General features: G+C 58.8%; 23 protein-coding genes and 1 pseudogene. 9 read left to right on the top strand and 15 right to left on the bottom strand.

Translation table 11 applies throughout. The features are described from left to right. Positions 1–78: 78 nt before the first annotated feature. Complete coding sequence (locus AF71_RS22075) at positions 79–825, top strand: sulfite exporter TauE/SafE family protein (protein ID WP_169683099.1); 747 nt, start codon at positions 79–81, stop codon at positions 823–825. A gap of 182 nt (positions 826–1,007) precedes the next feature. Here the strand turns inward: AF71_RS22075 and AF71_RS22070 are convergent, their stop codons facing one another. From AF71_RS22070 to AF71_RS22025, 10 genes are all read right to left on the bottom strand, one after another. Then, positions 1,008–1,919 (bottom strand): ABC transporter permease, encoded by a 912-nt coding sequence (locus AF71_RS22070; RefSeq protein ID WP_169683097.1) that lies wholly within the window; start codon positions 1,917–1,919, stop codon positions 1,008–1,010. Then, complete coding sequence (locus AF71_RS22065; RefSeq protein WP_018857910.1) at positions 1,916–3,016, bottom strand: ABC transporter permease; 1,101 nt, start codon at positions 3,014–3,016, stop codon at positions 1,916–1,918. The genes AF71_RS22070 and AF71_RS22065 overlap by 4 nt, the downstream gene beginning before the upstream one ends. After that, positions 3,013–4,536 (bottom strand): ABC transporter ATP-binding protein, encoded by a 1,524-nt coding sequence (locus AF71_RS22060; RefSeq protein ID WP_169683095.1) that lies wholly within the window; start codon positions 4,534–4,536, stop codon positions 3,013–3,015. The genes AF71_RS22065 and AF71_RS22060 overlap by 4 nt, the downstream gene beginning before the upstream one ends. Before the next feature lie 3 nt (positions 4,537–4,539). Then, on the bottom strand, positions 4,540–5,637 hold the full coding sequence (locus tag AF71_RS22055; protein WP_026371865.1) for a BMP family ABC transporter substrate-binding protein: 1,098 nt from the start codon (positions 5,635–5,637) through the stop codon (positions 4,540–4,542). A 23-nt stretch (positions 5,638–5,660) separates the two neighbouring features. Then, positions 5,661–7,040: an amidohydrolase gene (locus tag AF71_RS22050; protein WP_169683093.1), complete on the bottom strand. Its 1,380-nt coding sequence runs from the start codon at positions 7,038–7,040 to the stop codon at positions 5,661–5,663. A gap of 1 nt (position 7,041) precedes the next feature. Beyond that, entirely contained in the window at positions 7,042–7,701 is a 660-nt protein-coding gene (locus AF71_RS22045) for a glutathione S-transferase family protein (protein WP_169683091.1), read from the bottom strand. Further along, entirely contained in the window at positions 7,698–8,543 is an 846-nt protein-coding gene (locus AF71_RS22040) for an aromatic ring-hydroxylating dioxygenase subunit alpha (RefSeq protein WP_018116632.1), read from the bottom strand. Before AF71_RS22040 ends, AF71_RS22045 begins: the two co-directional genes overlap by 4 nt. Next, positions 8,536–9,192, bottom strand: a complete 657-nt coding sequence (locus AF71_RS22035) for a Rieske (2Fe-2S) protein (protein ID WP_169683089.1) — start codon at positions 9,190–9,192, stop codon at positions 8,536–8,538. Before AF71_RS22035 ends, AF71_RS22040 begins: the two co-directional genes overlap by 8 nt. 159 nt (positions 9,193–9,351) lie before the next feature. After that, complete coding sequence (locus tag AF71_RS22030; protein ID WP_169683087.1) at positions 9,352–9,621, bottom strand: acylphosphatase; 270 nt, start codon at positions 9,619–9,621, stop codon at positions 9,352–9,354. Positions 9,622–9,799: 178 nt separating this feature from the next. Beyond that, complete coding sequence (locus tag AF71_RS22025; RefSeq protein WP_169683085.1) at positions 9,800–10,315, bottom strand: DUF6428 family protein; 516 nt, start codon at positions 10,313–10,315, stop codon at positions 9,800–9,802. Positions 10,316–10,357: 42 nt separating this feature from the next. Here AF71_RS22025 and AF71_RS22020 point away from each other — a divergent pair, with 42 nt between their 5' ends. From AF71_RS22020 to AF71_RS21995, 6 genes and pseudogenes are all read left to right on the top strand, one after another. Beyond that, a complete protein-coding gene (locus tag AF71_RS22020) occupies positions 10,358–10,717 on the top strand; it encodes a metalloregulator ArsR/SmtB family transcription factor (RefSeq protein WP_025661954.1) in 360 nt (119 codons plus the stop codon). Beyond that, positions 10,659–11,918 (top strand): arsenite efflux MFS transporter ArsK, encoded by a 1,260-nt coding sequence (arsK, locus tag AF71_RS22015; RefSeq protein ID WP_169683083.1) that lies wholly within the window; start codon positions 10,659–10,661, stop codon positions 11,916–11,918. The genes AF71_RS22020 and arsK overlap by 59 nt, the downstream gene beginning before the upstream one ends. Before the next feature lie 61 nt (positions 11,919–11,979). Next, positions 11,980–12,292 (top strand): annotated as a pseudogene (locus AF71_RS31845) (sulfite exporter TauE/SafE family protein); the annotation flags it as partial. 383 nt (positions 12,293–12,675) lie between these two features. Next, positions 12,676–13,512, top strand: a complete 837-nt coding sequence (locus AF71_RS22005) for an N-formylglutamate amidohydrolase (RefSeq protein WP_192241108.1) — start codon at positions 12,676–12,678, stop codon at positions 13,510–13,512. Further along, positions 13,509–15,395, top strand: coding sequence for a flavohemoglobin expression-modulating QEGLA motif protein (locus tag AF71_RS22000; RefSeq protein WP_169683081.1), 1,887 nt, complete (start codon positions 13,509–13,511; stop codon positions 15,393–15,395). Before AF71_RS22005 ends, AF71_RS22000 begins: the two co-directional genes overlap by 4 nt. Continuing rightward, entirely contained in the window at positions 15,396–16,439 is a 1,044-nt protein-coding gene (locus tag AF71_RS21995) for a glutathione synthetase (protein WP_018857921.1), read from the top strand. A 34-nt stretch (positions 16,440–16,473) separates the two neighbouring features. Here AF71_RS21995 and AF71_RS21990 read toward each other — a convergent pair whose 3' ends face one another. From AF71_RS21990 to AF71_RS21970, 5 genes are all read right to left on the bottom strand, one after another. Beyond that, positions 16,474–17,874, bottom strand: a complete 1,401-nt coding sequence (locus AF71_RS21990) for a CehA/McbA family metallohydrolase (protein WP_169683079.1) — start codon at positions 17,872–17,874, stop codon at positions 16,474–16,476. Between the two features lie 6 nt (positions 17,875–17,880). Further along, positions 17,881–18,981: an ABC transporter ATP-binding protein gene (locus AF71_RS21985; RefSeq protein ID WP_169683077.1), complete on the bottom strand. Its 1,101-nt coding sequence runs from the start codon at positions 18,979–18,981 to the stop codon at positions 17,881–17,883. A 13-nt stretch (positions 18,982–18,994) separates the two neighbouring features. Beyond that, positions 18,995–19,825: a carbohydrate ABC transporter permease gene (locus AF71_RS21980; protein ID WP_018857924.1), complete on the bottom strand. Its 831-nt coding sequence runs from the start codon at positions 19,823–19,825 to the stop codon at positions 18,995–18,997. Further along, on the bottom strand, positions 19,825–20,733 hold the full coding sequence (locus AF71_RS21975; protein WP_062368862.1) for a sugar ABC transporter permease: 909 nt from the start codon (positions 20,731–20,733) through the stop codon (positions 19,825–19,827). The genes AF71_RS21980 and AF71_RS21975 overlap by 1 nt, the downstream gene beginning before the upstream one ends. Positions 20,734–20,811: 78 nt before the next feature. Continuing rightward, the gene (locus AF71_RS21970; protein WP_169683075.1) at positions 20,812–22,176 is read right to left on the bottom strand and encodes an extracellular solute-binding protein; all 1,365 of its coding nucleotides are present in this window, start codon (positions 22,174–22,176) and stop codon (positions 20,812–20,814) included. Between the two features lie 274 nt (positions 22,177–22,450). Here AF71_RS21970 and AF71_RS21965 point away from each other — a divergent pair, with 274 nt between their 5' ends. Together AF71_RS21965 and AF71_RS21960 are read left to right on the top strand one after the other, a co-directional pair. Further along, entirely contained in the window at positions 22,451–23,488 is a 1,038-nt protein-coding gene (locus tag AF71_RS21965) for a LacI family DNA-binding transcriptional regulator (protein WP_169683073.1), read from the top strand. Positions 23,489–23,517: 29 nt separating this feature from the next. Beyond that, on the top strand, positions 23,518–25,455 hold the full coding sequence (locus tag AF71_RS21960) for a DUF5054 domain-containing protein (RefSeq protein WP_169683071.1): 1,938 nt from the start codon (positions 23,518–23,520) through the stop codon (positions 25,453–25,455). The last annotated feature ends 712 nt before the right edge of the window (positions 25,456–26,167 follow it).

Genomic DNA, 26,167 nt, shown 5'->3' with positions numbered 1-26,167 from the left:
CGTTGCCTTCGGTCCAGGCGAAGGCTGGAAACGGAACTGCCGCATTGTGGACGATGTCAGAAGTCGTAATGAGAAGACATGAATGATGTCTCGATCTCATTGCTGCTCGCTGTCGCAGCTACATTTTTTGTCGCCGGTATCGTAAAGGGTATCACAGGGATGGGCCTTCCGACGGTCGCCATGGGCATTCTCGGCGGATTGTTGTCGCCCGTTACAGCGGCATCGCTGCTCATCATGCCCTCGTTCACAACGAATGTCTGGCAGCTCATCGCTGGCCCGAACTTTGTCGCAGTCGTTTGTCGGCTTTGGCCGATGCTGGCTGGAGTTTTTGTCGGCACACTCGCCAGTACGTCTGTGCTGACAGGTGGCGAAACCCGCCTGAGCACCGTCTTCCTCGGCCTCGCGCTTACGGCATATGCGATCTACACGCTGTCAGCCAAACCTTGCCATATTGACCAAACACACGAGTGTTGGCTCTCGCCCATGATTGGGTTGGCGACAGGCCTCATCGCAGGCGCAACCGGCGTGTTCGTCATTCCGGCCGTACCGTATGTCCAGGCACTTGGCTTTGAACGGGATGATCTCGTTCAGGCGCTCGGACTATCCTTCACGATTTCCACCATCGCGCTCGCCGCTGGGCTTGCTCTGCAAGGTACATTTCAGCTCGATGGAGTAGCGCTGTCGAGCCTCGCTGTTCTTCCAGCTCTGATCGGTATGTGGGCCGGCCAGTACATGAGGAAGGCGGTTAGCCCAGTGACGTTCAAGCGCTGCTTCTTGATCGCCCTTGCGCTTCTCGGGATAGAAATGCTGCTGCGAAGCGTTTAGTCAGCCTCTCCTGGCATGACCGCTGGCCAGATCGGGACCGCGCATAAGGGGATCTCGCTTCAATACGTATGGCCCTGAGAACATCGACGCTCTTGGCAGGTGCGATTGGGTTAGCCGGCGGCGAAGCCATCATAATCTCTCCCACCAGCTTCGATCGTGCTCGATGCAGCTATTTGCAACGCTCAGCGTTCGAAGGGCTCGCCGAGCGAGGCGACCCCGTTCAGCTTCAACAGGCGACGATCTGCCGAAATGATGCCGAGCACGATGATGGTAACGAGGTAGGGCAGGCTTGCAAGAAGTTGCGAAGGCACGTTCAACCCTGTCGCCTGTGCGGCAAGGCCCATCAGGGAGACGGCGCCAAACAGGCACGCTCCGAGAAAGATGCGGCCAGTCAGCCATGTGCCGAAGACAACAAGCGCAATGGCAATCCAACCTCGACCAGCGATCATCCCGTCTGCCCAAAGCGGCGTGTAGACCACCGAAGCATAGGCGCCCGCAAAGCCTGCCATCGCGCCGCCGAAGGCTACAGCAATCACGCGAACAGCAATCACGTGATAGCCTATGGCGTGAGCAGCCTTGGGGTTTTCACCCACTGCCCGCACGACGAGCCCAACCTTCGAAAAGGTAAAAAAGGCCCAGATGCCGATCGTTGCGGCGAGCGACAGCCAGACGACAACGTCTTGAACAAAGATCCCACCGATGACCGGGATGTCGGACAGAAACGGAAGGGAAAGTTTGGGCAGGCCCTTGACCGTGAGACTCTCGTAGGACTTGCCAAACAGTGCAGACAGACCCTGGCCAAGGATGCCGATCGCAAGGCCCGTTGCCACCTGGTTGGCCCTGAAGCCAAGGGCAATCAGCGCAAAGACCAGGGAAAGGGCGGCGCTGCCAAGCCCCGCGACGACAAACCCCGCAAAGTGCCCGCCGCCGTGATAGACGATGATGAAGGCCAAGGCTGCGCCAAAGGCCATCAGACCCTCTACGCCAAGGTTCAAAACCCCTGCGCGCTCAACGACCAGCTCGCCAAGCGCCGCAAGAAGAAAAGGGGTTGCGGCTGCGAGCATGCCCGCAAGAATGAACTCGATGGCATTCATGATTGGCTCCGGTGGACGATCCGACGCCACTCAAGACGGTACCGGACGAAGGCGATTGCAACCAGGTAAGCGAGAAGGAGACTTCCCTGGAAAACCCGGACCGCAGCGATGGGCAGGTTTGCTGATACCATGGCATTGTCGCCGCCAATGTAGAGAGCCGCCATGAACAATGATGAGGCGATGATGCCGATTGGATGCAGACCGCCCAGATAGGCGACGATGATGGCCGCGTAGCCGTAGCCGGTGGAGATTGACCGCTGCAACTGTCCCAGAGGCCCTGCGACCTCAGCGGCTCCGGCAAGACCTGCGGCACATCCACCGATCAGGAGCGAGAGCCAGATTGCCCAGCCTTCCTTGAAGCCGGCATAGGCTGCAGCACGCGGCGCCAGGCCTCCAACCTGTAGCTTGTAGCCGGCAAAGCTCCGCTGCATGAATATCCAGGCAGCCAAGGACAGGACGATTGTAATGATCAACGAGACGTTGACGCGCGTACCCGAAATCAAGAGCGGCACCATCGCGTCGTACTGGAACATGACCGATTGCGGGAAGTTGAAACCGTTGGGATCCTTCCAGGGGCCGAGCAGCAGGTAATTCAAAAGCTGCGATGCAACCAGGCTCAGCATCAGTGAAACAAGGATTTCGTTTGCATTCAGCCTGACACGCCAGAACGCTGTGAGTGACGCCCAAAGGGCGCCACCGACTGTCCCAAGGACAAGCATCAGGGGCCAAATCCACTGACCGGTTGCCTGAGGAAACCACACGGGAATTGCAGAGGCAAAAATGGCGCCGAGAATGAACTGGCCTTCGGCACCGATGTTGAACACCTTGGCTCGGAAGCCGATCGCGAGACCCTGCGCAATGAGCAATAGCGGCCCTGCTTTCAAAAGCACTTCCGAAAACGATGCCCACGACAGAAAGGGCTCAAGCAGCATTGCATAGACGACGGCGACCGGGTTGCGGCCCATCGCCACGTAGAGTGCGACATTCAGGATGGTTGCTACCACCAGCGCCAGGAATGGCGCAGCCAGCGTCGCAGAAAACGAAGCGCGTTCCCGGCGGATAAGCGTAGGCAGAAAGGCGGCAGACACGGCATTCATGCGATGACTTTCTTTGAAGCGTCTTGCGCGCCAATCATGTAGCGGCCGATTTCCTCGGGTTGCGTTTCCTTGGTGACAAGCGGCGGGCTCAATGTGCCGTGGTACAATACCTGGATGAAATCGCAGAGCTCGAAAAGTTCCTCGAGTTCTTCTGAAATGACGAGAATGGCCATGCCTTCGTTGCGTAACGCGACAAGACGGGCGCGTATAGCGGACGCCGCGCCAACATCCACACCCCATGTGGGCTGCGCGACAAAGAGCAGCTTCGGCGCCAACATGATCTCACGGCCAACGATGAACTTCTGAAGATTGCCGCCCGAAAGTGCGCCAGCTTCGGCGTCGGGGCCAGGCGTGCGCACATCATACTGGCGGATGCAATCCTCGGCAAAGGCAGACGCCCTTGTCCTGTCTATCAGGCCGTGACGAAGAAGGTTCAAAGGGTGGGCGGTCAACAGCCCGTTGAGTACGAGTGACATTTCAGGAATTGCTCCCCGTCCCAGCCGGTCCTCCGGAACGAATGCAAATCCAAGCTGGCGTCGGTGAGCTGCGTCGAGCCTTCCCACATCACGTCCCATCATGTAGATCCGGTCGCGCTGGTCTCTCGGGAGGACGATCTCGCCTGAGATCAGCGAGGCAAGCTCGCTCTGCCCGTTGCCGGAAATGCCCGCTATCCCGAGGATCTCGCCAGAACGGACCGTCAGCGCAATATCAGAAAGCGGCACCGCAAAGGGATCTTCCGGCCGATGATGAAGGCCGATGATCTCAAGGCGTTTCTCGCCGCCTGAGAGCGGCACGGCGGCCATGGGTTCGGGCATGTCGCGGCCAATCATCATGCGGGCGAGGTCATGGGCATCGTGTTCTCGCGGGTCGATATGTCCCGTGACGCGGCCGCCGCGCAAAATGGTTGCCCGGTCACAGATAGCCCGGATTTCCTCCAGCTTATGCGAGATAAAGAGGATCGATACACCGCCGTCCCGCAGCCGGCGCAACGTCTCGAACAGCTTTTCAACCAGCTGTGGCGGCAAAACAGATGTCGGTTCGTCGAGGATCAGCAACCTCGGATTGGTCATCAGGCAGCGGATGATCTCTACTCGCTGACGTTCACCGACCGAAAGCGCATGCACGTGGGCGAGCGGATCGACTTCAAGGCCGAATTCATGCCCAAGAGCACGGACACGTTTAACGAGATCGGCTTTTTTGCCAGGGACAACGAGCTGAATATTTTCAACGACGGTCAGGGTCTCAAACAACGAAAAATGCTGGAATACCATGCCGATACCCTTGGCCCTTGCCTCCGCCGGGGAGGCAAGGGCCAAGGGTTCGCCTTCCCAGGCGACCGACCCGCTGTCTGGTTGCTCGACGCCGTAGATCATTTTCATCAGCGTCGATTTGCCCGCCCCGTTTTCGCCGAGAATTGCATGGATCGACTGCGGGGCTACGTCCAGATCAACGGCCTGGTTGGCATGGACCTGGCCGTAGGTCTTCGAGATGCCGCGAAGCGACAGGAGCGGGGCGGTCATGGCTTACTTTGGCAGCGGCGTGGTCACGCCCTTGACGTGCCAGTCCATGGCCACGATTTCTCCATCGGCCAGGGTCTTTCCAGCGGCCGCGCCCTCGCTGCCGTCGGCCTTGCTGATCGGGCCGGTAAACGGTGAGAGACTTCCGTCGGCAATCTTTGCCTCTGCAGCCTTGATCTTCGTCATCGTTTCTGCGGGGATCGAAGGGTGCCAGTCAACAACCTCGACGACTTTGTCTGCAACACCCAGGAAGGTGTTTGCACCCTTGAAGGTGCCGGCGAGATGAGCGTCGACGGAGGCCTTGAAGAACGGGGACCAATCGGTGGACACACAACCAAGATATGTCTTCGGCGCGTATTTCTTCATCGACGAATTGAGGTTGAATGCGTAGACGCCAGCCTCCTCGCAGGCGGAGATGACGGAGGGCGTATCCTGCGCGTTGGAGAAGATCACGTCGCATTTTTGCGCAATCAGCGCCTTGGCCGCTTCCTGTTCCTTGGCCGGATCAAACCATGAGTTTACCCAGACGACCGAAACTTCGATGTTGGGGTTCACGGCCTGAGCACCGAGCGTGAACGCGTTGATCGAGGTAATCAGTTCCGGAATGGCGAAGGCGGATACGGAACCGAGCTTTCCGGTCTTTGACAGCGCAGCCGCCGCCATGCCAAGCAGATACGTCCCCTGGAAGTACTTGGCAGCAAACGGCGAGAAGTTCGGGGCCACCTGGAAACCCGATGCATGCAACACGGTGACATCAGGGTTGCGGCGAGCAATCTGCAGGGCACCGTTTTGATAGCCAAAGGAGCCTGCGATCAGGAACTTGTTTCCGTCGGCGACTGTCTTGTTCATGATGCGGTCAGCATCCGGACCCTCCGCAATGTTTTCGACGACCGTCACCTTCACCTTGTCGCCATATGCTGCCTTGATCGGCTCCAGACCCGCAGCCAGCGCGTGACCCCAGCCAACGTCACCAATGGGCGAGGGAACGACGAGCGTGATCCCGAGCGGGCCGTCGGCCGCAAATGCGGCGCGGCCACCAAATGCGCCGGCCAGGCCGGCAGCTGCAACGCCCTGCATCAGGGTTCTTCGAGAAATGTTTGTCATGCTGGTTCCCCTTCTTTGTGATTTTAGAGATCGACAGTCGCAAGTGCAGCTTCAGCCTCAGCGAACATCCGGCTTTCATCGAGGCCGATGAACTCGCCCTTCTGCCATACAATGCGGCCATTGATCATTGTCAGGTCCGTCGGCATGCCGATACCGACCTTGGCCATCAGGCTCAGCGGATCATGGCGTGTGCCGACATAGTCCATCCGCCGCGTGTCGATAGCAAACAGGTCGGCGGCCATGCCGGGCGCCAGCCTGCCTATGTCCTGGCGACCAAGCAGAGCCGCACCTCCCGCCGTCGCATAGCCCAGAAAATCAACCGGAGGCGGGACAGGGTGGTTTCGCGTCGATGCGGTCAGGCACTGCAGCATGTAGGCGGAGTGGATGCAATGCATCAGGTTTGAGTTGTCATTCGAGGCAGCGCCGTCGCAGCCCAGTCCGACGCGAAGGCCAAAGGCTGCCATGGCGGGAATATCGGTTACCTCGGCGCCAACCAGATAGACGGGCTCCGGGCAATGTGAAACGCCGGTCCCGTCCGCAGCCATCTTGCGCAGTTCGTCTTGGGTCAGTTCCCAGCAATGGGCGTAAAAGGCATCAGGCCCCGCAAAACCCAGCTCTGCACAGTAATCTACGGTGCGCATGCCATGTCGGGCCTCGATCACGCGGCTTTCACCCTCCCCAACATGGGTATGCATCTGAACACCACGATCACGTGCCAGAGCCACCGATTCCACGAAGGTTTCACGGTAGCAGTTTACCGGCTGGCATGGGGCGACCACCACCTGGCGCATGCTGAAAGGTCGGGCATCGTGATAGGTGTCGATCAGCCGCTCGCAATCACCAATGAACGCGTCCGTCGTTTCGAGCATCGCGTCGGGAATGGTCGAGCCTTCGGATTTCGGAAGTGTGTTGCCACCGCGGCCGGCATGAAAGCGCATGCCCAGAAGATCGGCCGCCTCGAACTGGCGGTCGATCAATCTTTTGCCTGCATGCCTCGGGAAGCAGTACTGGTGATCGAAAGCCGTCGTGCACCCGTGCTTGATCATCTCGGCCATGGCGGTGACTGAGGAGTGATAAAAGCAATCCTCGTTCAATCGCGAAAAGATCGGATAAATGCGATCAAGCCACTCGATGACCGACAGCTTCGTCCAGTCGAGATCCGCACGGTTGCGCACAAAGCATTGAAAGAAGTGGTGGTGTGTATTGACGAGCCCAGGATAGACGAACCAGCCGCTCGCATCTTGAACGATCGTACCGGTCGGCAGTTCGTCCTGTCCAAGATTGTCGCCGATTGCCTGAATGGCGGAACCGTTTGTCAGGACGTCAACGTTGCGACGGGTCGTCTGGCCCTTGCCCTCATCGACGATAACCGCTGCGCAGTTCTTCAGAAGATAGCCGGTCATGTTACTCCTCGCCCGTTCCAATCTGGGGCTCGGGCTTCAACTCATGCAGTCGGTGTATGCCTGGCATCTCAATGAAGTTATCGAGCGCGCGAATGGCGCGCGACCAGCGCCGGATCGCAGGGTAGGGGTCAAGCGAGACACCGCCATCTGGCGCGAGCGCCACGTAGGGAAAGCACGCGATGTCTGCGACCGTCGGGCGATCGGAAGCGAGGAACGGCATGCCTCGAAGATCTTGCTCGACCAGCCCGGCTTCAAGTTCGCGCAGCGCAGCAACGCCCTGCGCTTGCAACAGGGCGATATCGCCCGGGCGAAGCAACATCTCGTGGAGGCGCGCGCCACCAAGATTTGCGGTCAGCCGGTGAGAAAAGGAAAGCCACTGTTGCAGCCTGGCCGATTGCTCGGCCGTTCCGTCCCCAAGCCACTCCGGAGCCGCCTTTCTTGCGAGGTACACGAGCATTGCTGACGATTCCGTCAGGAGCAGATCCCCGTCCTCCAGGATAGGGATGGAGCCAGCCGGGTTGAGTGCCAGAAGTTCCGCTTTGCGGTGCTCGCCGCCCGGATGAAAGTCGACCGGCCGGATATCCAGTGACTGCCCGGTCAAAGCCGCCATCAGGCGCACTTTGTAGCAACTGGGCGAGAGGATGTAATCGTAAAGCCTCATTGCGCCACCAACTGTGCGCCATAGGTGTAATTGTGGCGCTTTAGCCAGCGTCGGTAGGCTACCGATGTCAGATCGGCGCGCGTCGGGATCTCCATGCCGGGGTCGAGTGGCAAAAGACGCGGGATCTGATTCTCAAGGATCGAGCGGTCCTGCAGAAAGATCGTCTGCTGGAAATGGATGAGGTCGGTCATCGATGTTTCATCGTCAAACAGCGCCATCCACGGCCAGACATCGCAAAGATCCTCGGCCAGCGGCTGGACGAAAAGCGTAATGACGTCCCATTCACTAGGGCGCGGTGGGCAGGTTTTATAAAGCACTGAACAGGTCGGGGCCGGCACGCGGTACATGTACTCTGTCGTAATCCCGCCGCTTGCCGACTTTGCTGCTTGCGGCTGGTAGAATTTCACCTGCGTTGCCCAGACTTCATCCTCGACGTCGCGAATTTCAACCTTGTAGTTCTGCACTTCCGTGTGCGGCTCTGCTCCGAGGATGTCAGTATGGACGAAAGGAAAATGAGCGATGTCGAGAAAGTTCTCGACCGCGCGAAGCGGCGAACAGCGAACGCGAACCACACCAACATCGACAAACCGGCGACCAGGTTGGTCAGCCTCGGGAATGGAAAAGATCTCCTTTTGAGGATCTCCGATGGACGACCACACGTGGCCATAGCGAACACGTGACGACAAAACACGTCCGCCCGACGTCGTCACGATCGCATTGCCGTCAGCCCCGACAGAAACCTCGATCGGTTCGCCCATCAGGGCCGTCTTGTATGCGGTCGTTTTGACCTGGCTGAAGAGGCCGACTGGATACCACTCGTCGAGCATAGCTTCCTTAGCCATCACGAGATCTCCTTGCCTGAAGGTCTTCAGCACATCTGCGCAGGCTTTCGACGCCCCGCGACGCTGAGATGCGGTCACCGAGCGTGTTCTCGCCGTCAAGGAGTACATGGACGAGGGTGTGGCCCTGTTCCTGTTCGGAAAGCAGCAGCCACATCGTTTCGGATTGCTGCGTTGCTTTTATAAGGCCGGTCTCGTCTGATTTCGCGCCGGAAGCCGCCTCAATGGTGGTAACATCGGCATGCATTGTTAGCGAGCGCAATGCAACGAGACCCTCCAATTTCGGGGGCGGATGCACGGGTTCTCCGACGGCTACCCAGATCACGCCATCGGCTTCCTCGACCAGATGCGTCGCAACGCGGATCGTGTCGGGCGGGGTAAGACCAGGGTGAGCCGGGATGCGCAGGCAGTTTCCCGTCTGCGTGTAACTCCAGCCGTGATAGATGCAAGACAGCGACTCACCGCGCACAAAGCCATAAGACAGGCGCATGCCACGATGGGGACAGCGGTCTGCCGATGCCGCGACCCGTCCTGAATCACTTCTCCAGAGGGCAATTGAGCCGGCTCTTGTGCGTGCGGGGATTACCGTCCCTGACGGCAAATCCGCTGAAAGCGCGACTGGCGTCCAAAAGCCCGTCGTATCGGCTGACATGGTGGAACTTTCTCAGCATTATCAACGTTTTGTCCGCTTCAAGGCAACCGCTTTGATTGCGGCGGTTCGTAGCGGACGGGAGCACGTTTGCATAATTTTTCCGCATTGGCAACGCTGATCAAATAACGTGCAGTGGAAAATTGAAGGGCGTCTCAACGCCTACTCTGCGTCGCTTTCGATCGGCGTGCGGAGTATGGTTTCCACCCATACATCAATAGGTCCGAGCGAGCATCCCACCTCCATCATGTCGATCAATTCTATCGGTCCGGCGACCTCGAGTTCGATCCGGTCGACGCTTCGATGAGATATGGCCTGGGACAGGCCGAGCTTTGCTGCGTGACGACGGATCCACGGAACAAACGATGCGGCTTGGAGGTCGCCAAGGATCGTCATTCGTTCGTGCAGGTGTCCGTGATGTTGAGCTGTCATGAAAGTCTCGTGCTGGCGCCTCCTTGGCACGATAGCGCCTAAATGGACTTTCGAAACCCCTTCTTTTTCCAGTTCACAGAATCCGGTTCAACATAAAGGGCTTTCGGAGAGCTCGCGCTTCGTCCTGAAAACTCACCGCTTCCGGCGTAGCGTCCGGGAGCGATCCAGACTGGTCGGTTCACCCGCAGCACTTCGACGAGTTGGTGGCCGGCGCGCAGCAAGATGATTTTTCCTGCTCCTCCGCCAGCCAGCGATCCCGCGGCTTGCAGCTTGCGGGTCGGGCGGCAAGCGCTACTTCGAACGTGCCGGCGATGAGCCGCGGCGCTGCCGCGCAATAAAGGGCCATCGGCCGCTCTCCATCACTAACCTCAAATGTGAGCTTGGCCGATGGCTCGAGCTGTACGTGATCGGAGACCTTGCGGATGATCGCAGAGAACTTGCTTGCCGGCATATGGGTCCGACCGTCCTCATCGATATCCCAGAGTTGGACGAAGATCTCAGACCAGGCTTCCGGATTGGCGCCGCAGTCCAGCGCCGAAAACTGACCTGCCTTGACCTCGGTGACATGGTAGCCCGACCGGACGGCAATGCCCTCATAGCTGAACACCAGTGGTGCGTCTGGCGCGACCGCGAGAACATCGAGGAGATGGCCGAGAGAGATGTCGGAAGAATGTGTCTTGTCGATTGCGTTCATGTGGGCTATTCCTATATCCAATAGTTCAAGGATTATTGAATAATGGAAGAACGTCAAGCCCTATCTTCATTTGCCGCGCTGTCCCAAGAGACTCGTCTCGCCATTGTCCGGGCGCTGGTTATTGCCGGCCCCGAGGGAATGGCCGCTGGCGCGATCGCGGAACGCATGGGCGTGTCGGCGACCAACGTCTCGTTCCATTTGAAGGAGCTGGAGCGGTCGGGATTGATCTCCCAGCGAAGGGAATCCCGCTCGATCATCTACAGCGCCAATTACGACGCGCTCGCCGATCTCGTCAAATTCCTGATGGAGGACTGCTGCGCCGGCCATCCGGCGATCAGGGAAAATGTCGAGCGTAGCGACGACTGCTGCGGTTCCGCCGGCAAGGGTGAGATCGTTGCATAAAATCCCTGCGGGCATCGTCTCGGCGCTCGGCCTGACGCAGATCATCGGCTACGGCACGCTCTATTACAGCTTCAGCATTCTGGCTCCCGGCATGGCGGATGACCTCGGCCTGACGCTGGCCGAAGTGTTCGGGGTCTTCTCCGTGTCCCTATTCATCGGCGGCCTGTCGGCTACCTATATCGGCAAGCAAATGGACCGGATCGGCGCAGCGGCGATTATGACGATCGGCTCCATGTTCGCGGCGCTGACGCTTGCGCTTTGCGCCTGGTCGCCATCGGTCGCCATCTTCACCGTCGCCATCATCCTGCTCGAAGTGTCGTCCGGCATGGTCCAGTATCAGGCGGCTTTCGCTGCGCTAGTCGAAAGCGATCCCCGCACCGCCTCGCGCAGCATCACCTATCTGACGCTGATCGGCGGCTTCGCCTCGACGATCTTCTGGCCGATCTCGGCCGCTTTGACCGGATATCTCTCCTGGCGCGAAATCTATCTCGTCTTCGCGGCTCTGAACCTCTTCCTCTGCATGCCGCTGCACCTCTGGATCCGGAGTCTCGGACAAAAGTCGGGCGACGCAACGATCCGGACACGCGAGACGGTGATCGGGGCAATCCCGCCTTATGAGCGACGCCGCGCGATGGTCATCGTCTCTATCGCCTTCGCGCTTCTTGGCTTCACCCTGGCCGCGATCCTGGCTCATATGGTCCCGATGCTCGACTCGATCGGGCTTGGCACGGTCGCCGTCGTCATCGGCTCACTGTTCGGTCCTGCTCAGGTCCTCAGCCGTCTGATCAACATGGTCTTCGGGAAAAACCTGTCGCCGCCAACACTCGCTGTTCTCTCAGCCGTCCTGATCGTCTTCGGCGTCCTGATCCTGCTGGTAACTGGAAACTGGCTACCGGGAGCAGTTGCATTCGCCATCTGCCTTGGTTTGGGCTCCGGTATCAACAGCATCGCGCAGGGTAGCCTGCCGCTCTATCTATTTGGATCGGACGGATATGGCGCAATCACCGGCAAGATGGCTACCGCCCGTCTGGCAGTCGGGGCCGGAGCGCCGTTCGTGTTTGCGGCAGCCATGGAAAATGTCGGACTAAGTTTCGCACTGGCCGCAAACGCCTGCCTCGGCGCGATCAGCATCGCGGCTTTCGTCGCGGTGGCGGCGTCTGCAAGATCAAGGGCTATTGGCGTCCTTGCGGAGAACCGGTGAAGTTTGTTCGACAGACGACACCGCGCAGAGAAAACTCGTTCCGACCTTCGCCGACCGCGGGATCATCGGGGCGTTGGGTGGCCTGATCGGGCTTGGCGGCTCTGAATTCCGTCTTCCTCTACTCATCGGTATCTTCAACTTCGCGGCACTCGGGGCCGTCATCCTCAACAAGGCCATGAGCCTGGTGGTTGGCGCGTCAGCCCTGCCGTTCCGCACGGCGACCGTGCCTTTCAACGAGATTGGATCGAATTGGCGGATCGCGGTCAATCTGCGGCCGGAAGCCTCGCTGCGCGTGGTTCGGCGCTGGATGGGCGACCCGTCTGAAGTCCGAGACATTGTATAAGACAATCTCGGCGCGTCTCGTGGTCATCGCCAGCCATACGACGGATTCTGACATGGCGAGACATACCGCACCGATCTTCATCACCCGGAAATTCGCAGTCGGCCTCAGGGTTCCAAGGAAACACAGAGGCATGCTCCCGGCTTCCAGTCGGGAAACGCTGCCGTCCACTCCGATCGACCGCTATTTTTCCCCCAAGCGGAACCGGCTCCGCGGTAACTGCGTTCTTCGAGCAGGCATTTGAAGCCAAACGGCCATTGCGTTTCAACGGGGAGGCGATCCCACACGGAGCAGCGACCGGTTCTCGTTTCAGGGGCCACGCCAATCGGCGCTTGGCAGACGATGATCAACTCTGGCCCGTACACGTGCATTCTGTTCTGCGCGGCCGCGAGGTTCCCGTAACTTGAGGCGGAGTCAATGCAGAGAGGCTCTATGGCGATAGAGAACGTCGAGGTTCCAAAGGGGGAGAATTCCGATCCTCTGTGGACTCTCACGAGAAGTCAGTCGCCCATTATTGGAACGGCGATCCATGACGGCAGCCATGTTCGGAGAAGTCTGCGTTCTCGATACGCCTTGAACGAGGTCGAGCGTCTTCGCGAAGAAGACCCGTTCACGGCGAGCTTGATCGGGGGCTTGCCAAACCAGATTGTATTTCACCGTTCCCGATTTGAAATCGATCTCAACCGAAGCCGTGACCAGGCTGTTTATCTTCGCCCCGAGCAGGCATGGGGGCTGACAGTTTGGAAAGAGGATCTTCCGCAATCGGAATATCGTAGGTCATTGCTTATCCATGACGACTACTATGAGATGCTTCGCTTCTTTCTTGACGGCATCGTGCGATACCATAAGCACTTCGTTCTCCTGGATGTGCATAGTTATAACTATCGTCGAGCGGATCCGGACACGCCAACGCCCCAGGATCAGGCGCCCGACGTCAATATCGGTACGTTCTCCATGGATCGAGAACGATGGGTCCATGTAGTCGAGCCATTGATGGATCACTTCCGATCCTTCGGCGTTGGCGGCAGGCGGCTTGACGTGCGGGAGAACGTTGCCTTTCACGGGAAGGGAGAACAGACGCGGTTCGTCCATGAACAATATCCGGGAATCGGCTGCGCGATCGCCATTGAGTTCAAGAAGATTTTCATGGACGAGTGGACGGGAAAGCCAGACAACTCGACACTTCGTGAATTGCGGGAGGCGCTTACCTCGGCCGTTCCGCTTCTCGAGCGTGCTTTGAGGCCAATGTCATGACGAAACACGCGTCAGCGACCCAGGACGATTGGCTATGTGATATCAAGCAGTCGCTTCGCGACGACAAACCGATCCGAAGGGAATTCCCCGAAGGTGGTCGCTTGCATATCGATCGACCACTCCCCTTTCTGTTCGTCCATATCAACACAGGAAAGGCGGAGGACGTGGCGCAAGCGGTAGTCCAGGCCAATGCTTCCTATCTCCTTGCATCGGACCCTCAGGAGGTCGTGTCGATTGTCGAGGCGATCGCCGCGGTCGCGGTCGAGCAGTTCGGGACCCTCCTTGTCGTTCGAAGCAGTGAGCTTGAGCGTGACCGGTTTCTTACCGATGACGCTCCCTATCTCCCGCCGTTTGAGGTTTCCGTTTGGTCATCCGAGAATGCCGCCCTTGCAAAGACGACTTTCTCGAAGACCATTATGGCGAGCGAGGCCAGGTTCCGCACACCGAGAGTCCTTGAGCGGAATATCCCCACGTCGACCATTGACGCACAGATTGCGGCCATGCCCGGCTGCGCCATACTTGGTGTCGAGTTCGCGCCGATCTACCGGACGCCCGAATCCGGGGAGATTTACCCTGAAGTTCGCGACCAATTGGTCTCGACACTGTTCGACGCTGGGCTCCGCGCGTGTGGCGCCTTTCTGGAAACCAAGAAAATTGTCAAGCTTGCGTCGTATCGGTCCCTTGGCAGACGTGCCTTCGTCGACGCTGTCAGCCGCGTCGACAGAAGCATCGACGAGATTGCATCGCTCTTCGACGTTCTCCTTGCCGTCACCCCCATCAACGCAAGGCAAGCATTTGACGAATTCAGATTGGCTGGGTTTGAAAGCGAGCCGGTCTTTCTATACCGCCCGCTGACGACCCAGGTGGAAAATGCGAAGCATCGGCTCTTTGCTATCTCCTTTGACCAAATGGAAGATCCGGTCCTATACGACCTCTGCCGGGAAAAACAGCGTGAAGTCGACTTGCAACTTTCGCTGATTGCTGCGCGCCAGACCAAGAGCTTCGTAGAGTTTGGCAGGGCGCTTTATGGTCCGGTCGAGCATTCTCTTTTGCTCGAAGCCGAGGATATTCTTGGAATGCTCGCGGACGAGTATCCTGTGGATCATCTTAAGTCGCGTTCCAATATTCCCACCGCCGATGCCGACTACGTGGAACGACGTGCGCAAGCCATGATTGATCGTTACCGAACGGTCTGGCCGGACTTCAAGGCAAGCATTGTGCTTCGCGATGACCTTCCTTCTGGCCTGATGGTGACCAATCATCGTCTCCTCATTTCGAGGTCGACAATCATGGACCGACGACGTGTCGAGTCGCTTCTTGCGCATGAAATCGGCGTTCATCTCCTCACCTATTTTAATGGTTCCTCTCAAGGGCTGCGACTCTTTCGCTCCGGGCTGTCCGGATACGAAGGCATGCAGGAGGGGCTGGCGGTTTTCGCTGAGTATCTCTCGGGTGGCCTGACTGCCGAGCGGCTTAAGCTGATAGCTGCGAGGGTCGTCGCATGCGCTTACATGCTTTCGGGGCTAAGCTTCGCCGAAACTTTCGGTCGGCTCGTTTCCAGCTACAAATTCTCCGATCACGGGGCGTTCAACCTTGCACTGCGTGTTTACCGCGGCGGCGGATTGGCCAAGGATGCGATCTACTTGAGAGGCCTCCTTCAAATATTGGACCATCTGAAACGCGGTGGCGCACTCGAGCCGTTCTGGATGGGCAAAATCGCTTCCTCCCATTTCGCCGTTATGGAAGAGCTTGCATTACGCGGACTGCTCAAGCCGCCATGCGTCCATCCGCTGTTTCTGGAGACTGCTGAAGGCCGCGAACGACTTGACAGCGCAAGACAGGGATTGCGCCCCATCGACCTGGTTCAACCAAAGGAAGCCTAAATGCGAATAGCATTCTTCGTGAACGCGATCGAAAGCGAGGCGCCTTATTATACTACGACATCCCTCGCAATGGTCGCATGCGCCCGTGGCCATGATGTTTGTTATGTCACGCCTGGGGATTTTGTGCTGCGATCCGACGACAGCTTGGCAGTGCGCGTACGAGCTCCGAGTGTGGGCAAACCGAAGAATGAAGACGCGTTCATTGCCGATCTCAACGAGAAGGCGCGCGTCGAAACGATTGACGTGAAAGATGTGGACGTGCTGTTTTTGCGCAACGACCCTTCCCTTGATGCCGAAGAGCGACCCTGGGCCGCTCATGTCGGCGCGATGTTCGGGCGACTTGCCGTCGAGCGAGGCGTGCTGACGGTGAATGATCCCGACACCTTGATGAAGGCTCAGAACAAGCTCTATTTCCAAGACTTTCCCGAGGCTATTCGTCCCACGACACTGATTTCGAAAAGCCTGGACGAAATTAGAGCCTTCATCGACAGCCAGAAACGCGGTGTGATCCTGAAACCACTACAGGGATCGGGAGGCCGGCATGTATTCAGAATTAAATCGAGCAAGGAATCCAATCTCAACCAGATTTTTGAAGCAGTCAGTGGCGAAGGGTATCTGATCGCTCAAGGTTACCTCCCGGATGCGGTTGATGGTGACATCCGGTTGTTCCTGATGAACGGTCAACCCCTTGAAAAGGACGGTGCCTATGCGGCATTTCGCAGAGTTCCTGCGAAAGGAGAGATCCGCTCCAATATCAGTGCCGCCGGAACAGCTGCAGCAGTAAAGATTACCCCCGAGATTCTTGAGGTTGCCGAGACTGTCAGGCCCAAGCTTGTCGCAGACGGAATGTTTCTCGTGGGCTTGGATATCATCGGTGACAAGATCCTCGAGATCAATGTCTTCACGCCGGGCGGACTGCGAAATCTCGAACAGCTCTATTCCGTGGACTTCTCCGCAACGGTCATCGAGGCTCTCGAAAGGAAAGTCAGCATTCGCCGGAACTATGGTTCCCAACTGTCGAACGCAGTGCTGGCGACACTCTGAGAAGCCGTCGCAAAAGGATCTTCCGGCGCTCCTGTCACCATTCTACATAGACCGGGTTGCTGATCGCCCGGCGGATCGGTTGGTTTGCCATATCAATGCCCTGGAGCTGCCAAGGGAGCGAACGTCCTTCGAGCGCCGCGGAGAATTCGGAAGTCAAGCCTTCGCGGCTTGCAGCAGCGATGATTTCAGTGCGCAGAAACGCCTTCGGCCTGCCGGTGAAACCACCGGTCCAATCATCGGAACCTATCGTCTCGGTCGAAACTATGCCGGTCGCGTCGATCCATACGAGCGTATCGCCTTCCGCGCGTTTCGTTTCCGCCGTTGCGGTAACTTCGGCGTGCGTCGTCGACCCCATCGGCTGGCCATTGACGGTCAGAGCAAGGTGCGGACCGGTTGGGCTTTCTGTTACGTAACCGCGCCCGGCCTTCATGGCGGCGAGGATCGCGTCTTCTGAAAGTTCATCGAGCCATAGCACCGTCGTCGGGCGGGCCAGAGCCAGCGGTCCTTCCGGCATCAGCCGAGCAGGCTGATGAAAGTCGCTGCCGCCAATTGCTGAAATCTTGAGACCAGAGGCGAGCCGGTCCTGATAACGGCCGAGCGATACCCAGTTCCAGGCCATCCAGTGAGATTGCCAGACTTCCATACAGTCGATCCTGGGCAGGTCATAGTCCCATTGGATCGTCGGTTTGTCGTGGTTGATCGAAAGAAGGCCACCATGGTCATGAACAAGACGCGACAGCGTATGGGCATGCTCCGGCTTCGTCATGCGGAAATCTATCCATTCATCGACGCCATAGACATTGGCATGTCCGACGGCGGTGGTGATTTCCATCGCACGCACAAAAATCAGTTCCGGCGAGGAATGCGGATGAAAATAACGTCGCTGGGTGATCGTGTTGTGGTCGGCGATCGCAAGGAAATCGAGGCCTGCCTGCTTGGCCGCAGCGTGCAGGAGTTCGGGCGAGCCGGCCGCATCTGAATGAAAGGTGTGGCAATGCAGGTCGCCGCGATACCAGCCCGCGCCCTGACGTACCGGGAAAGTTCGCGCCGGCGGTGGCAAGAGTTCGCGCGATGCGCTGTCGAAGACGACTGTCAGCCGCACATCGGCACCGTCGGGCGGTACCTTGTAGAGGCCGAGCATCACCTTCCATAGGCCGGCCGGGATTTCACCATGAATGTAGCCCGGTGTCGCATCATCGGTCGCAACGAAGAAACGATCCCGCGCCCCGCCGCTCCAGCCGCGAAAACCCGCCGTGGTCGGATAATCGCTGGCATGGGGATCGAGCATTCCGAGATCGATGATGCAATCGTCAGCCTTCGGGTAGCTCATTGTCACGTCGATGCGTGTCGTGTCGGCGGGAATATCGACGGGCACGTAGAAATATGGATCGGCGGCCTGATCGGCAGGGGTCACGTGAACGGTGATTTCGACCATGACGGCTTACTCGCCTATTGCCGGAATACGGGCGCCGGTCTCGTCGAACAGCGTCACGTGGCGGGTATCGAAGGAGAGTGTGACCTGATCGCCGGTGCGTATTTCGTCGTCGGTGAAGATGCGCGCGGTCACCCGGCCGGAATCTGCACGTTCCATCGTAACCAGACTTTCCGGTCCCATGTTCTCGTTGGCAAACAGCTTTCCGGCAATCGTATTGGCGTCGCCCGCTTCCGCCATTCGTAGGTGTTCCGGGCGAATTCCGAGCGTCATCTTGCCTTTCACCGCAGCCTTGGCGATGGCATCAGACACAGGCAGGCTCGGCAGCGTCAGGCCGTCTGCGCGCAACCGCAGTTGCCCGCCATCGACCATTGCCGCCACCGGCACGAGGTTCATCGGTGGATTGCCGACAAAATTTGCCACGAATGTCGTAGCCGGCCGGCGATAAATCTCGATTGGCGGCGCGAACTGCACGATCCGGCCCTTGTCCATGACGGCGATGCGGGTCGCAAGCGCCATGGCCTCGGCCTGATCGTGGGTCACGTAGACGGCGGTCATGCCCATGTCGCGCTGCAGGTGGTTGAGGAAACCGCGGGCCTCGAGGCGGAGCTTGGCATCGAGGTTTGAAAGCGGCTCGTCGAAGAGATAGACCTGACTCGGATAGACGAGCGCACGAGCAAGCGAGGTGCGCTGCTGTTGACCGCCGGAAATCTGACTCGGCAGTCGCTTCATGAGGTCACCGATCTTCAGGACGTCGGCCACTTCTCTGGCGCGTGCATGTCTCTTGTCCTCGGTCTCGCCGCGCACCTTCAGCGGATAGGCGATATTGTCGGCGAGATTCATATGCGGATAAAGCGCATAGTCCTGAAAGACCATCGAGATCTGCCGATCCTTGGGATGCAGATAGGTGACGTCCTTGCCGCCGATCAGGACCTTGCCGGCGGAGGGAGTTTCAAGGCCGGCAATCATTCGCAGGCTGGTCGTCTTGCCGCAGCCGGAAGGGCCGAGCAGGCAGACGAATTCGCCATCGGCGATCGAGAAGCTGATGTCCGGTACCGCGGTAAACGAACCGAATGTTTTGGAGACGTTCTGGAATTCGACTGAAGCCATGAGAAAGGTCCAATTACGACTTGATGCCGCCGAAGAACCGGAAGCCGAACTTCCAGTTGACGAATAGGTAAAGCACAATGACGGGCAGCGAGTAGATGAGCGAATAGGCGGCGAGCAAAGTGACGATCGGCGTACCGGCCTCCGAATAGAAGGAATAGATCGCGACCGAAGCCGGCATCAGCGTATCCTTGCGCAGCAGGATGAACGGGATGAGGAAACTTCCCCAGATGTTCACGAAGGCCCAGACGACGACCACGACGATCCCGGGCCGGATGACCGGTAGCGCCACATCGAAAAAGGCCTGGATCGGTGAGGCGCCGGCCACCATGGCGCTTTCCTCATAGGATCGCGGAATGGCGTCGATGAAGTCACGCAGGATGAACATGGCGGTCGGCAACAGCCCGCCAGCGAACACCAGGATGACGGCGAGATGCGTGTCAATCAGTCCGATTGCCGAGATGATCAGGAAGATCGGCACCATGGCTGCCGAGCCGGACACGACCGAGGAGAAAAGCAGGAGGATATAGGTGACCGCGCCCTTGCCGGGAATGGACGATCGCGACAGCGCGTAGGCCGCAAGTGTGGCCGCGCCGCCGACCAGAATGACACCCCCAAAGGCCTGGATCAGGCTGTTCAAGAGCGCGTGCATCGCGAAGCTGTTCTGGAACACGGTCACGAAATTGGACAGTGTGAACGGCGACGGAATGGCAAGGCCGAGTTCGGCACGCGCATTGAACGGCGCGAAGATGAACCACACAAGCGGCAGGGCGAAGACCACGCCGATCAGCGAGGCGACGACCGAAAAGACCGCGCGGCGCATATAGATGCTGCGGGAAATCTGCATCACTCGGCCTCCGCCTTCTTCTTCTTGGCAATTTGCAGGTAGACAAGCGCGAAGGCGAGGTTGATCAGCATGATGATGACACCGACTGCCGCGCCGCGACCGAATTCGAAGTCCTTGAAGGCAACCCGGTAAGTGTAGATCGACAGCAGCTCGGTCCGGTATGAGGGGCCGCCGCTGGTCAGCAGGAAGGGCGTGAAGACGTTGAATGTCCACATGGTGATAAGGATGAGATCTGTCACCACATGGCCGCGTATCAGCGGCAGGGCGATATCGCGCAGTTTCTGCCACGAACTCGCACCGGCAACATCGGCTGCCTGAAAATAGCTCGGCGGTATCGACTGGAAGGCGGAGTTGAACAACATCATGGAGAAGGCCGCGCCCCGCCAGGTGTTGAAGACCACGATGACCCAGAAAGGCTGTTGCAGCAGCAAGTCGCCCGGCGGCAGACCGAGGCCGCGCATGATCATGTTCAGTGTACCATTGTCGTAATCGAGAAAGGCGAACCAGGCGAAGCCGATCACCACTTCCGGCAGGATCCAGGCAGCGATGACAGCCGTCTGCAGGAAATTCTTGAGCGTCGGCGAGACGGACTGGCTGAGCCAGGCAAGGATGAGCCCGAGCAAGGCCTGGCCGATCAGTGCCGAAAATAACACGAACTGGACCGTCAGGATCAGCGAAAAACCGAACTGGCCGCGCGTAAAGAACGTCGCGGGGTTGAACAGCGTAAAATAGTTCTGCAGCCCGACAAAATCGGGATCGAGGGCCGTGCGGCCGAGTAGCGTTTTGTTTGTGAAGGAAACGACGATCACCCAGAAGAACGGGATGATGACGAAAACGCCGACCAGCGCGGCGGCGGGGGCGAGAAACACCGCGCCCGCGCGCGTGGAAAGCAGGGAGAATTTTTTCATGCGCGATTACCCCGTGGCAGCGCCTGCCGCGACGCGGAGGCCGGACCTTGCCGACCGGCCTCCGTTTGATTTTGGTGATCAGAGACGGCTGATCGTGTTCTCTTCGCCAACGATTGCTGTGACTGCTTCCTTGTACTGCTTCATCGCGGCTTCCGGTGTCAGTTCGCCTGAAACGACGGCCTCGGTCATGCGCTGGATTTCGGCGGAGATCTTGTTGTAGTTGGCGTCGTTCGGTCGGGCTGTCGTGAACGGCAGCAGCGTCTTGGCGGTTTCCGTCAGGAACGGCGAATTCGGGATCGCGACATCGTCGCGAATGCGGATGGCCGGCTGGATATCCTGAAAGGCGGTGAGCTGTTCCTGGCTGTTCATGAAGGAGAGCAGCGCCCAGGACTCTTGCGGCGCGTCCGTATGCGGATTAATGACGAACCCGGTACCGCCGGAAATGGTGACGAAATCCTGGCCGCGCAGGCCACGGCCCGGCTGTTCGGACGGCATCTTCTTCCAAGTCATCACATTGTCGCGGTCCGCGACTCCAAATTCCGCGCCCGGCTTGGTAACGGAACGATAGAACCAGTCGCTTTCGATCAACATCGCCGTCTTGCCATCGCGGAAGTTCGCGAAGGTGCGGTTGCGGCCATCGCCAAGCATCTGGGCGCGTTGATCGCCAAGCTTGTCGTCGACATAGACGGTCTTGTAGAGATTAAGCGTGTCCAGAATGCCCTGGCTCGAAACGATATATTTGCCGCTCTCGTCAGTCACCTGTTCGCCAGTGCCGAGCAAAGCCATCCAGTAGCCCTGCATCGTGGTGGCTTCGCCCATCGAGACGCCGGCATTGATCTGTAGCGGGAAACTCGCCGGATCAGCTGCCTTTAGTTTACGGGCGGCGTCGAGCAGTTCGGCCCAGGACTTTGGCTGCCAGCCGTCGGCGTCAATACCTGCCTTCTTGAACAGGTCCTTGCGTACGAAGATCATACGGGCATCGGTGCCGAGCGCGATGCCATAGGGCTTGCCCTGATAGCTCATCAGCGCCTTGGTGCCGTCGGAAATATGGCCCCAGCCATCCCATTTTTCGACATCGGCGCCGCCGATCTCATCGAGCGGCTTCAGGAGGCCGCCCTGAACGAAGCTCGGAATGAGGAAGCCGTCGAAGCCGGAAACATCAGCGCCAGCGCCGCTGGAAAAGTCCAGCGCGAGCTGCTGGGTCAGCTGCTCGTCAGCTCCGCCGAATTGAGTGAGCTTGACGGTGACATCCTTGCCGTCTGCCTTCATCTTGGCGGTAAAGGCGGGAATGACCTTCTTCTCGATCCATTCCGCCATGCCGCTGTTGACGCCGCCGATGACGCAGCGGCAGGTGATGTTGAGTTCCGTCGCCGCCATGGCCTGGCTTGACAGCGCAATCACCGCCGAAGCGCCCAACAACAGAAAACGTATGCTCTTGCGCATGTGAATTCCTCCCGAATTGGTCCGTTACCGGACAAGTTGGTTCGGTGCATTCGGACCGCCGGAACCCTCCTCCCGGCGTGCCTCGCCTCACCCGGCCCTTAGAGTGAACACGTTTTCATTTTTGTCAACAGTGCCTTCGAAACGAGAAATCAATTTTGGTCCCGCAAATTCGCAAGTTGTGCGACTGTCAGCAGGAATCGCATCGCCGGCACTTGACGCGACTATTGTTTAGGTTCCAAGGTAGTGAACACGTTTTCATTTTGTTGATGCATTGATGACCGCACGAAATGACAGAAAGAGCGCCCGTGCGACGGCGGATCTCGTGGCCCGAGAAGCGAATGTCTCGCGCGTCGCCGTGTCCCGCGCTTTCAATCCGAATGCATCGTTGAAGCCGGAAAAGCGCGACCGAATCCTGCAGATTGCCCGCGAACTGAATTACACGCCGGACATGGCGGCCCGATCGCTCGTTACGCGCCGCTCGCATCTGGTTGGCATGATCGTGCCTGATGTCTGTTCACCCTGGGAAAGCCAGGAGATCGACGCGCTGACGACGGCGCTGCAGGCCGAAGGCTTCGCGACCTTGCTGTTCAAGGCCAAGGCCGACTTCAGCATGGACCAGACACTGCTTACCTACATGCGCGGCTTCAACCCCGATTCTGTGATCGCCTTCACGGAAAATGTTGATGCCGACGTATTGAGCGGCTTTCTCGACCGGGCCGTGCCGATCTACGTGATCTACGACGACGGTGCGCAATTTGCCGGCACGTCCTCCAGCCTTTACGACCGGCTGCTGGTGCGCCAGCGGGACGGTATCGAGCAGGCCGTTGCGCTGCTGCAGGGGTACGGTGTGCGTCGCGTTGCCTATCTCGGCGGCAAGCGCCAGTCGCTCGCCAACCGCGAGCGCGAGCTGATGATCACCAAAATCCTCGTCGAGCGCGGTATGCAGCCGCCGACAGTCATCGACGGCGATTATACCTACGATACCGCCTATCGCGCCACGCTCGACCTTTTCCGGGTCGATGACGGTGCGGACGCGATCTTTGCCGCCAACGACGTCGGTGCATTCGGGGCGATTGATGCCCTGCGCCACGATCTTGGCCTTTCGGTGCCGGGCGACGTCAGGGTCGTCGGATTCGACGACATTCCGCAGTCGCACTGGAAAGCTTACAATCTCACCACCGTCCGGATCGATCTCGAGGACCGCGTCCGCGCCCTCGTTCGCCTCATACTCCGGCGTCTGAGGAATCCCGACGACGGTCCATTGACCGAAACGCTCGGCACCCGGCTTGTCGTGCGTGGCACTGTGGGTTGATTGAAATTGATCGGCTGATTGAAATGGAAATGACAGAAAAGCGCGTCCATCTGGTCTTCAAGACGCATCTCGACATCGGCTTCACCGATCACGCGGAAAAGGTCCGCAAACAGTATCACGACCGGTTCATTCCTCAGGCAATCGAGACGGGCGCGCACTTCTTCGCCGAGAACCCGGATGAGCCGCGCTTCATCTGGACGACCGGCGCCTGGCTGATCTGGGATCACCTGAATTCCCGCTCGCCGGCAGAGGTCAAGCGTCTGGAACAGGCGATCGAGCACGGTCTCATCCGCTGGCACGGCCTGCCCTACACGACGCATACGGAACTGATGTCCCCGGCGCTTTTCCGTGCCGGCCTCTCTTATTCGCAGGAACTCGACCGCCGTTTCGGCAAGAGGACGATCGCCGCCAAGATGACGGATGTGCCCGGTCATACGCTCGGGATGGTGCCGATGCTCGCCGAGGCCGGCATTCGTTTCTTGCATCTGGGCGTCAACACAGCCTCTCCACCACCGAACGTGCCGGATGTCTTCCGCTGGCGAGCCCCTGGAGGCGAGGAGATCGTCGTCATGTACCAACGTTCCTATGGCGAGACCTATTTTCCGGAAGGCATGAGCGACGCGCTGAGCTTTGCCCATACCAGCGACAACATCGGCCCGCAGAGCGTGGCTCAGACTGTGGACGTCTATCGCGAGATGCGCCACAAGGCGCCAGATGCTGTCATACGCGCCGCGACACTCGAAGATTACGGCGCAATCCTCTGGGATGCCCGCGAACAGTTCCCGGTGCTCGATATCGAACTCGGCGACAGCTGGATCCACGGAAGCGCCACGGATCCCCAAAAGACCGCCCGGTTCCTCGCATTGCAACGCCAGTATGACCGTTTCGCTAACGACGGGCTGACACCGAGCCGGCTCGCATTCGGGCGCGGCCTGGCAATGGTCGCCGAACACACGTGCGGCGTTGACATCAAGACCTATCTCCGGGACGACAAGGCCTGGTCGCGGAAGGACTTCGAAGTTGCGCGGGCATCCGACTACCGGTTTGCCTATTCGGAAGCTTCCTGGGCCGAGCAACGGGCCTATATAGACAAGGCTGTCTCGATGCTGGGGTCTGATGACCGGAAGATTGCTGAAGCGGCCATTTCCAGGCTCGCCGCACCCGCCCTGCCAGCGATTTCGGCTCGGGCCGGAACGATCAGTGCCGGCCGATGGGAAGCTCATGTCGACCCGGTAACCGGAGATCTCACGGCCCTTGTCACGCCCGCCGGGCGTACGATTGAAGGTCGAACTGACACGGAGGGACGACATTCTCTGGTCGCATACCGCTACGAGAGCTACGACGCCACCGACATGGCGCGGCATATGGACACCTATCTGACGCATCGGCAGGAATGGGCGATCCTCGACCACGACAAGCCGGGCCTTGCCACTTCTGGAGCCGGTCTCTCCAAGGTCTTCGTGCCGGTGTTGACGGCTGCAGAGGGATCCTCCGCCGTCCTCTCCATGCCCAAACAGGCAAACGGGCAGTATGGCGCGCCGCCGATTTTGTCCCTGCATATGGAGGAGGGGGAGGGGTTGATCCTGGCGTTCGTGTTGCGCGGCAAGCCCGCGAACCGAATGCCGGAGGCAAGTTTCCTGTCTTTCACGCCGGCCGGCGCATCAGACTGGAGTTTCAACAAGATGGGCCTCTGGCACTCATCGGAGCGCATTGCCGAAAGTGGCGGGGCACAGCTTCAGGCGGTCGCTGCCGCGCGCGAGGCCTCCACTTTGACGATCGAGCCGCTGGATACGCCGCTGGTGGCGCCGCAGAGCTGGGACTTCATGACCTTCTGCAAGACGCGCCCGAGCTTTGCAGAAGGCATCCGCTTCAATCTGCACAACAATAAGTGGGGAACCAATTTCCCCATGTGGTGCGAGGGCGATATCGTCGCCCGCTTCCGGATCACCGAATCCACCGGATACTGAAGTCTACAAAGTGAGAAACTGGTCCGGCCCGCCCGATCGGAATTCACCGGCATTGCCGCGCCCCGCTCTTAGAGAGCTTCAGTCTTCAAGTATACAGGATTGATGGCTCAGATCTTATCAAGAGCACAACCCTGGCTGAAGGCACTTCACCGCCAAATCGAGGAACGCTCGTCGCTTCTGGTAGAGACAGACGCAGAGTAGTCGCAATAAGCGACCAACCCGGCAAACCGCCGGCGATCTCGTCTGATTGCTTCCATGGTGTACGGCTCACCGGAGGGTCTTGTGGCTGATCGGATCGATCTCACTCGGATCGCGAGGTGTGCGTCGGAAAGTCCATAACCAGTTCATAGGTTGTGCTGCGCCCACCAGCCTCACCTTTTTCCAGGATCCCTTTCGCCAACAGGTCCGCAATATCGCGAGACGCTGTGTCCTGGGATGCGTTCGTCAATTTCGCCCATTTCGTCGATGTAAGCTTGCCTTCGAAGTTTCCTTCTAGCAATCGGAATGCGGAGAATGGCAAGCATAATCTCCGCATTTATGCGGATATTGTTGAGGCTAATCTCCGCATTTTACTACTGCACGGTCATTTCGACCGATAGCGCCTGTCTCACTCAGCGTTACCTGACAACGAATGTCTGTGGACCGGTGCGAGCAAAACGGACTCCAGCACCGTCCGTCGAAGGTGAGCGGAAACACCAGGTTTGGTAAATCT

Source organism: Rhizobium sp. 57MFTsu3.2, assembly GCF_012932765.1.
In the GTDB taxonomy this organism is placed as follows: Bacteria; Pseudomonadota; Alphaproteobacteria; order Rhizobiales; family Rhizobiaceae; genus Rhizobium; species Rhizobium altiplani.
This window is presented reverse-complemented; position numbering and strand designations above follow the sequence as displayed.

Bases quoted from the DNA above. Each gene is read 5' to 3' on its own strand.
- AF71_RS21990 (WP_169683079.1), bottom strand. From the start codon at position 17,874: ATGGTCGAAATCACCGTTCACGTGACCCCTGCCGATCAGGCCGCCGAT.
- AF71_RS21965 (WP_169683073.1), top strand. From the start codon at position 22,451: ATGACCGCACGAAATGACAGAAAGAGCGCCCGTGCGACGGCGGATCTC.
- AF71_RS22060 (WP_169683095.1), bottom strand. From the start codon at position 4,536: ATGACCGCCCCGCTCCTGTCGCTTCGCGGCATCTCGAAGACCTACGGC.
- AF71_RS22065 (WP_018857910.1), bottom strand. From the start codon at position 3,016: ATGAATGCCGTGTCTGCCGCCTTTCTGCCTACGCTTATCCGCCGGGAA.
- AF71_RS22055 (WP_026371865.1), bottom strand. From the start codon at position 5,637: ATGACAAACATTTCTCGAAGAACCCTGATGCAGGGCGTTGCAGCTGCC.
- AF71_RS21985 (WP_169683077.1), bottom strand. From the start codon at position 18,981: ATGGCTTCAGTCGAATTCCAGAACGTCTCCAAAACATTCGGTTCGTTT.
- AF71_RS22045 (WP_169683091.1), bottom strand. From the start codon at position 7,701: ATGAGGCTTTACGATTACATCCTCTCGCCCAGTTGCTACAAAGTGCGC.
- AF71_RS22030 (WP_169683087.1), bottom strand. From the start codon at position 9,621: ATGACAGCTCAACATCACGGACACCTGCACGAACGAATGACGATCCTT.
- AF71_RS21975 (WP_062368862.1), bottom strand. From the start codon at position 20,733: ATGAAAAAATTCTCCCTGCTTTCCACGCGCGCGGGCGCGGTGTTTCTC.
- AF71_RS21995 (WP_018857921.1), top strand. From the start codon at position 15,396: ATGCGAATAGCATTCTTCGTGAACGCGATCGAAAGCGAGGCGCCTTAT.
- arsK (WP_169683083.1), top strand. From the start codon at position 10,659: ATGTCGAGCGTAGCGACGACTGCTGCGGTTCCGCCGGCAAGGGTGAGA.
- AF71_RS22070 (WP_169683097.1), bottom strand. From the start codon at position 1,919: ATGAATGCCATCGAGTTCATTCTTGCGGGCATGCTCGCAGCCGCAACC.
- AF71_RS22050 (WP_169683093.1), bottom strand. From the start codon at position 7,040: ATGACCGGCTATCTTCTGAAGAACTGCGCAGCGGTTATCGTCGATGAG.
- AF71_RS22005 (WP_192241108.1), top strand. From the start codon at position 12,676: ATGCAGAGAGGCTCTATGGCGATAGAGAACGTCGAGGTTCCAAAGGGG.
- AF71_RS21970 (WP_169683075.1), bottom strand. From the start codon at position 22,176: ATGCGCAAGAGCATACGTTTTCTGTTGTTGGGCGCTTCGGCGGTGATT.
- AF71_RS21960 (WP_169683071.1), top strand. From the start codon at position 23,518: ATGACAGAAAAGCGCGTCCATCTGGTCTTCAAGACGCATCTCGACATC.
- AF71_RS22020 (WP_025661954.1), top strand. From the start codon at position 10,358: ATGGAAGAACGTCAAGCCCTATCTTCATTTGCCGCGCTGTCCCAAGAG.
- AF71_RS22025 (WP_169683085.1), bottom strand. From the start codon at position 10,315: ATGAACGCAATCGACAAGACACATTCTTCCGACATCTCTCTCGGCCAT.
- AF71_RS21980 (WP_018857924.1), bottom strand. From the start codon at position 19,825: ATGCAGATTTCCCGCAGCATCTATATGCGCCGCGCGGTCTTTTCGGTC.
- AF71_RS22035 (WP_169683089.1), bottom strand. From the start codon at position 9,192: ATGTCAGCCGATACGACGGGCTTTTGGACGCCAGTCGCGCTTTCAGCG.
- AF71_RS22040 (WP_018116632.1), bottom strand. From the start codon at position 8,543: ATGGCTAAGGAAGCTATGCTCGACGAGTGGTATCCAGTCGGCCTCTTC.
- AF71_RS22000 (WP_169683081.1), top strand. From the start codon at position 13,509: ATGACGAAACACGCGTCAGCGACCCAGGACGATTGGCTATGTGATATC.
- AF71_RS22075 (WP_169683099.1), top strand. From the start codon at position 79: ATGAATGATGTCTCGATCTCATTGCTGCTCGCTGTCGCAGCTACATTT.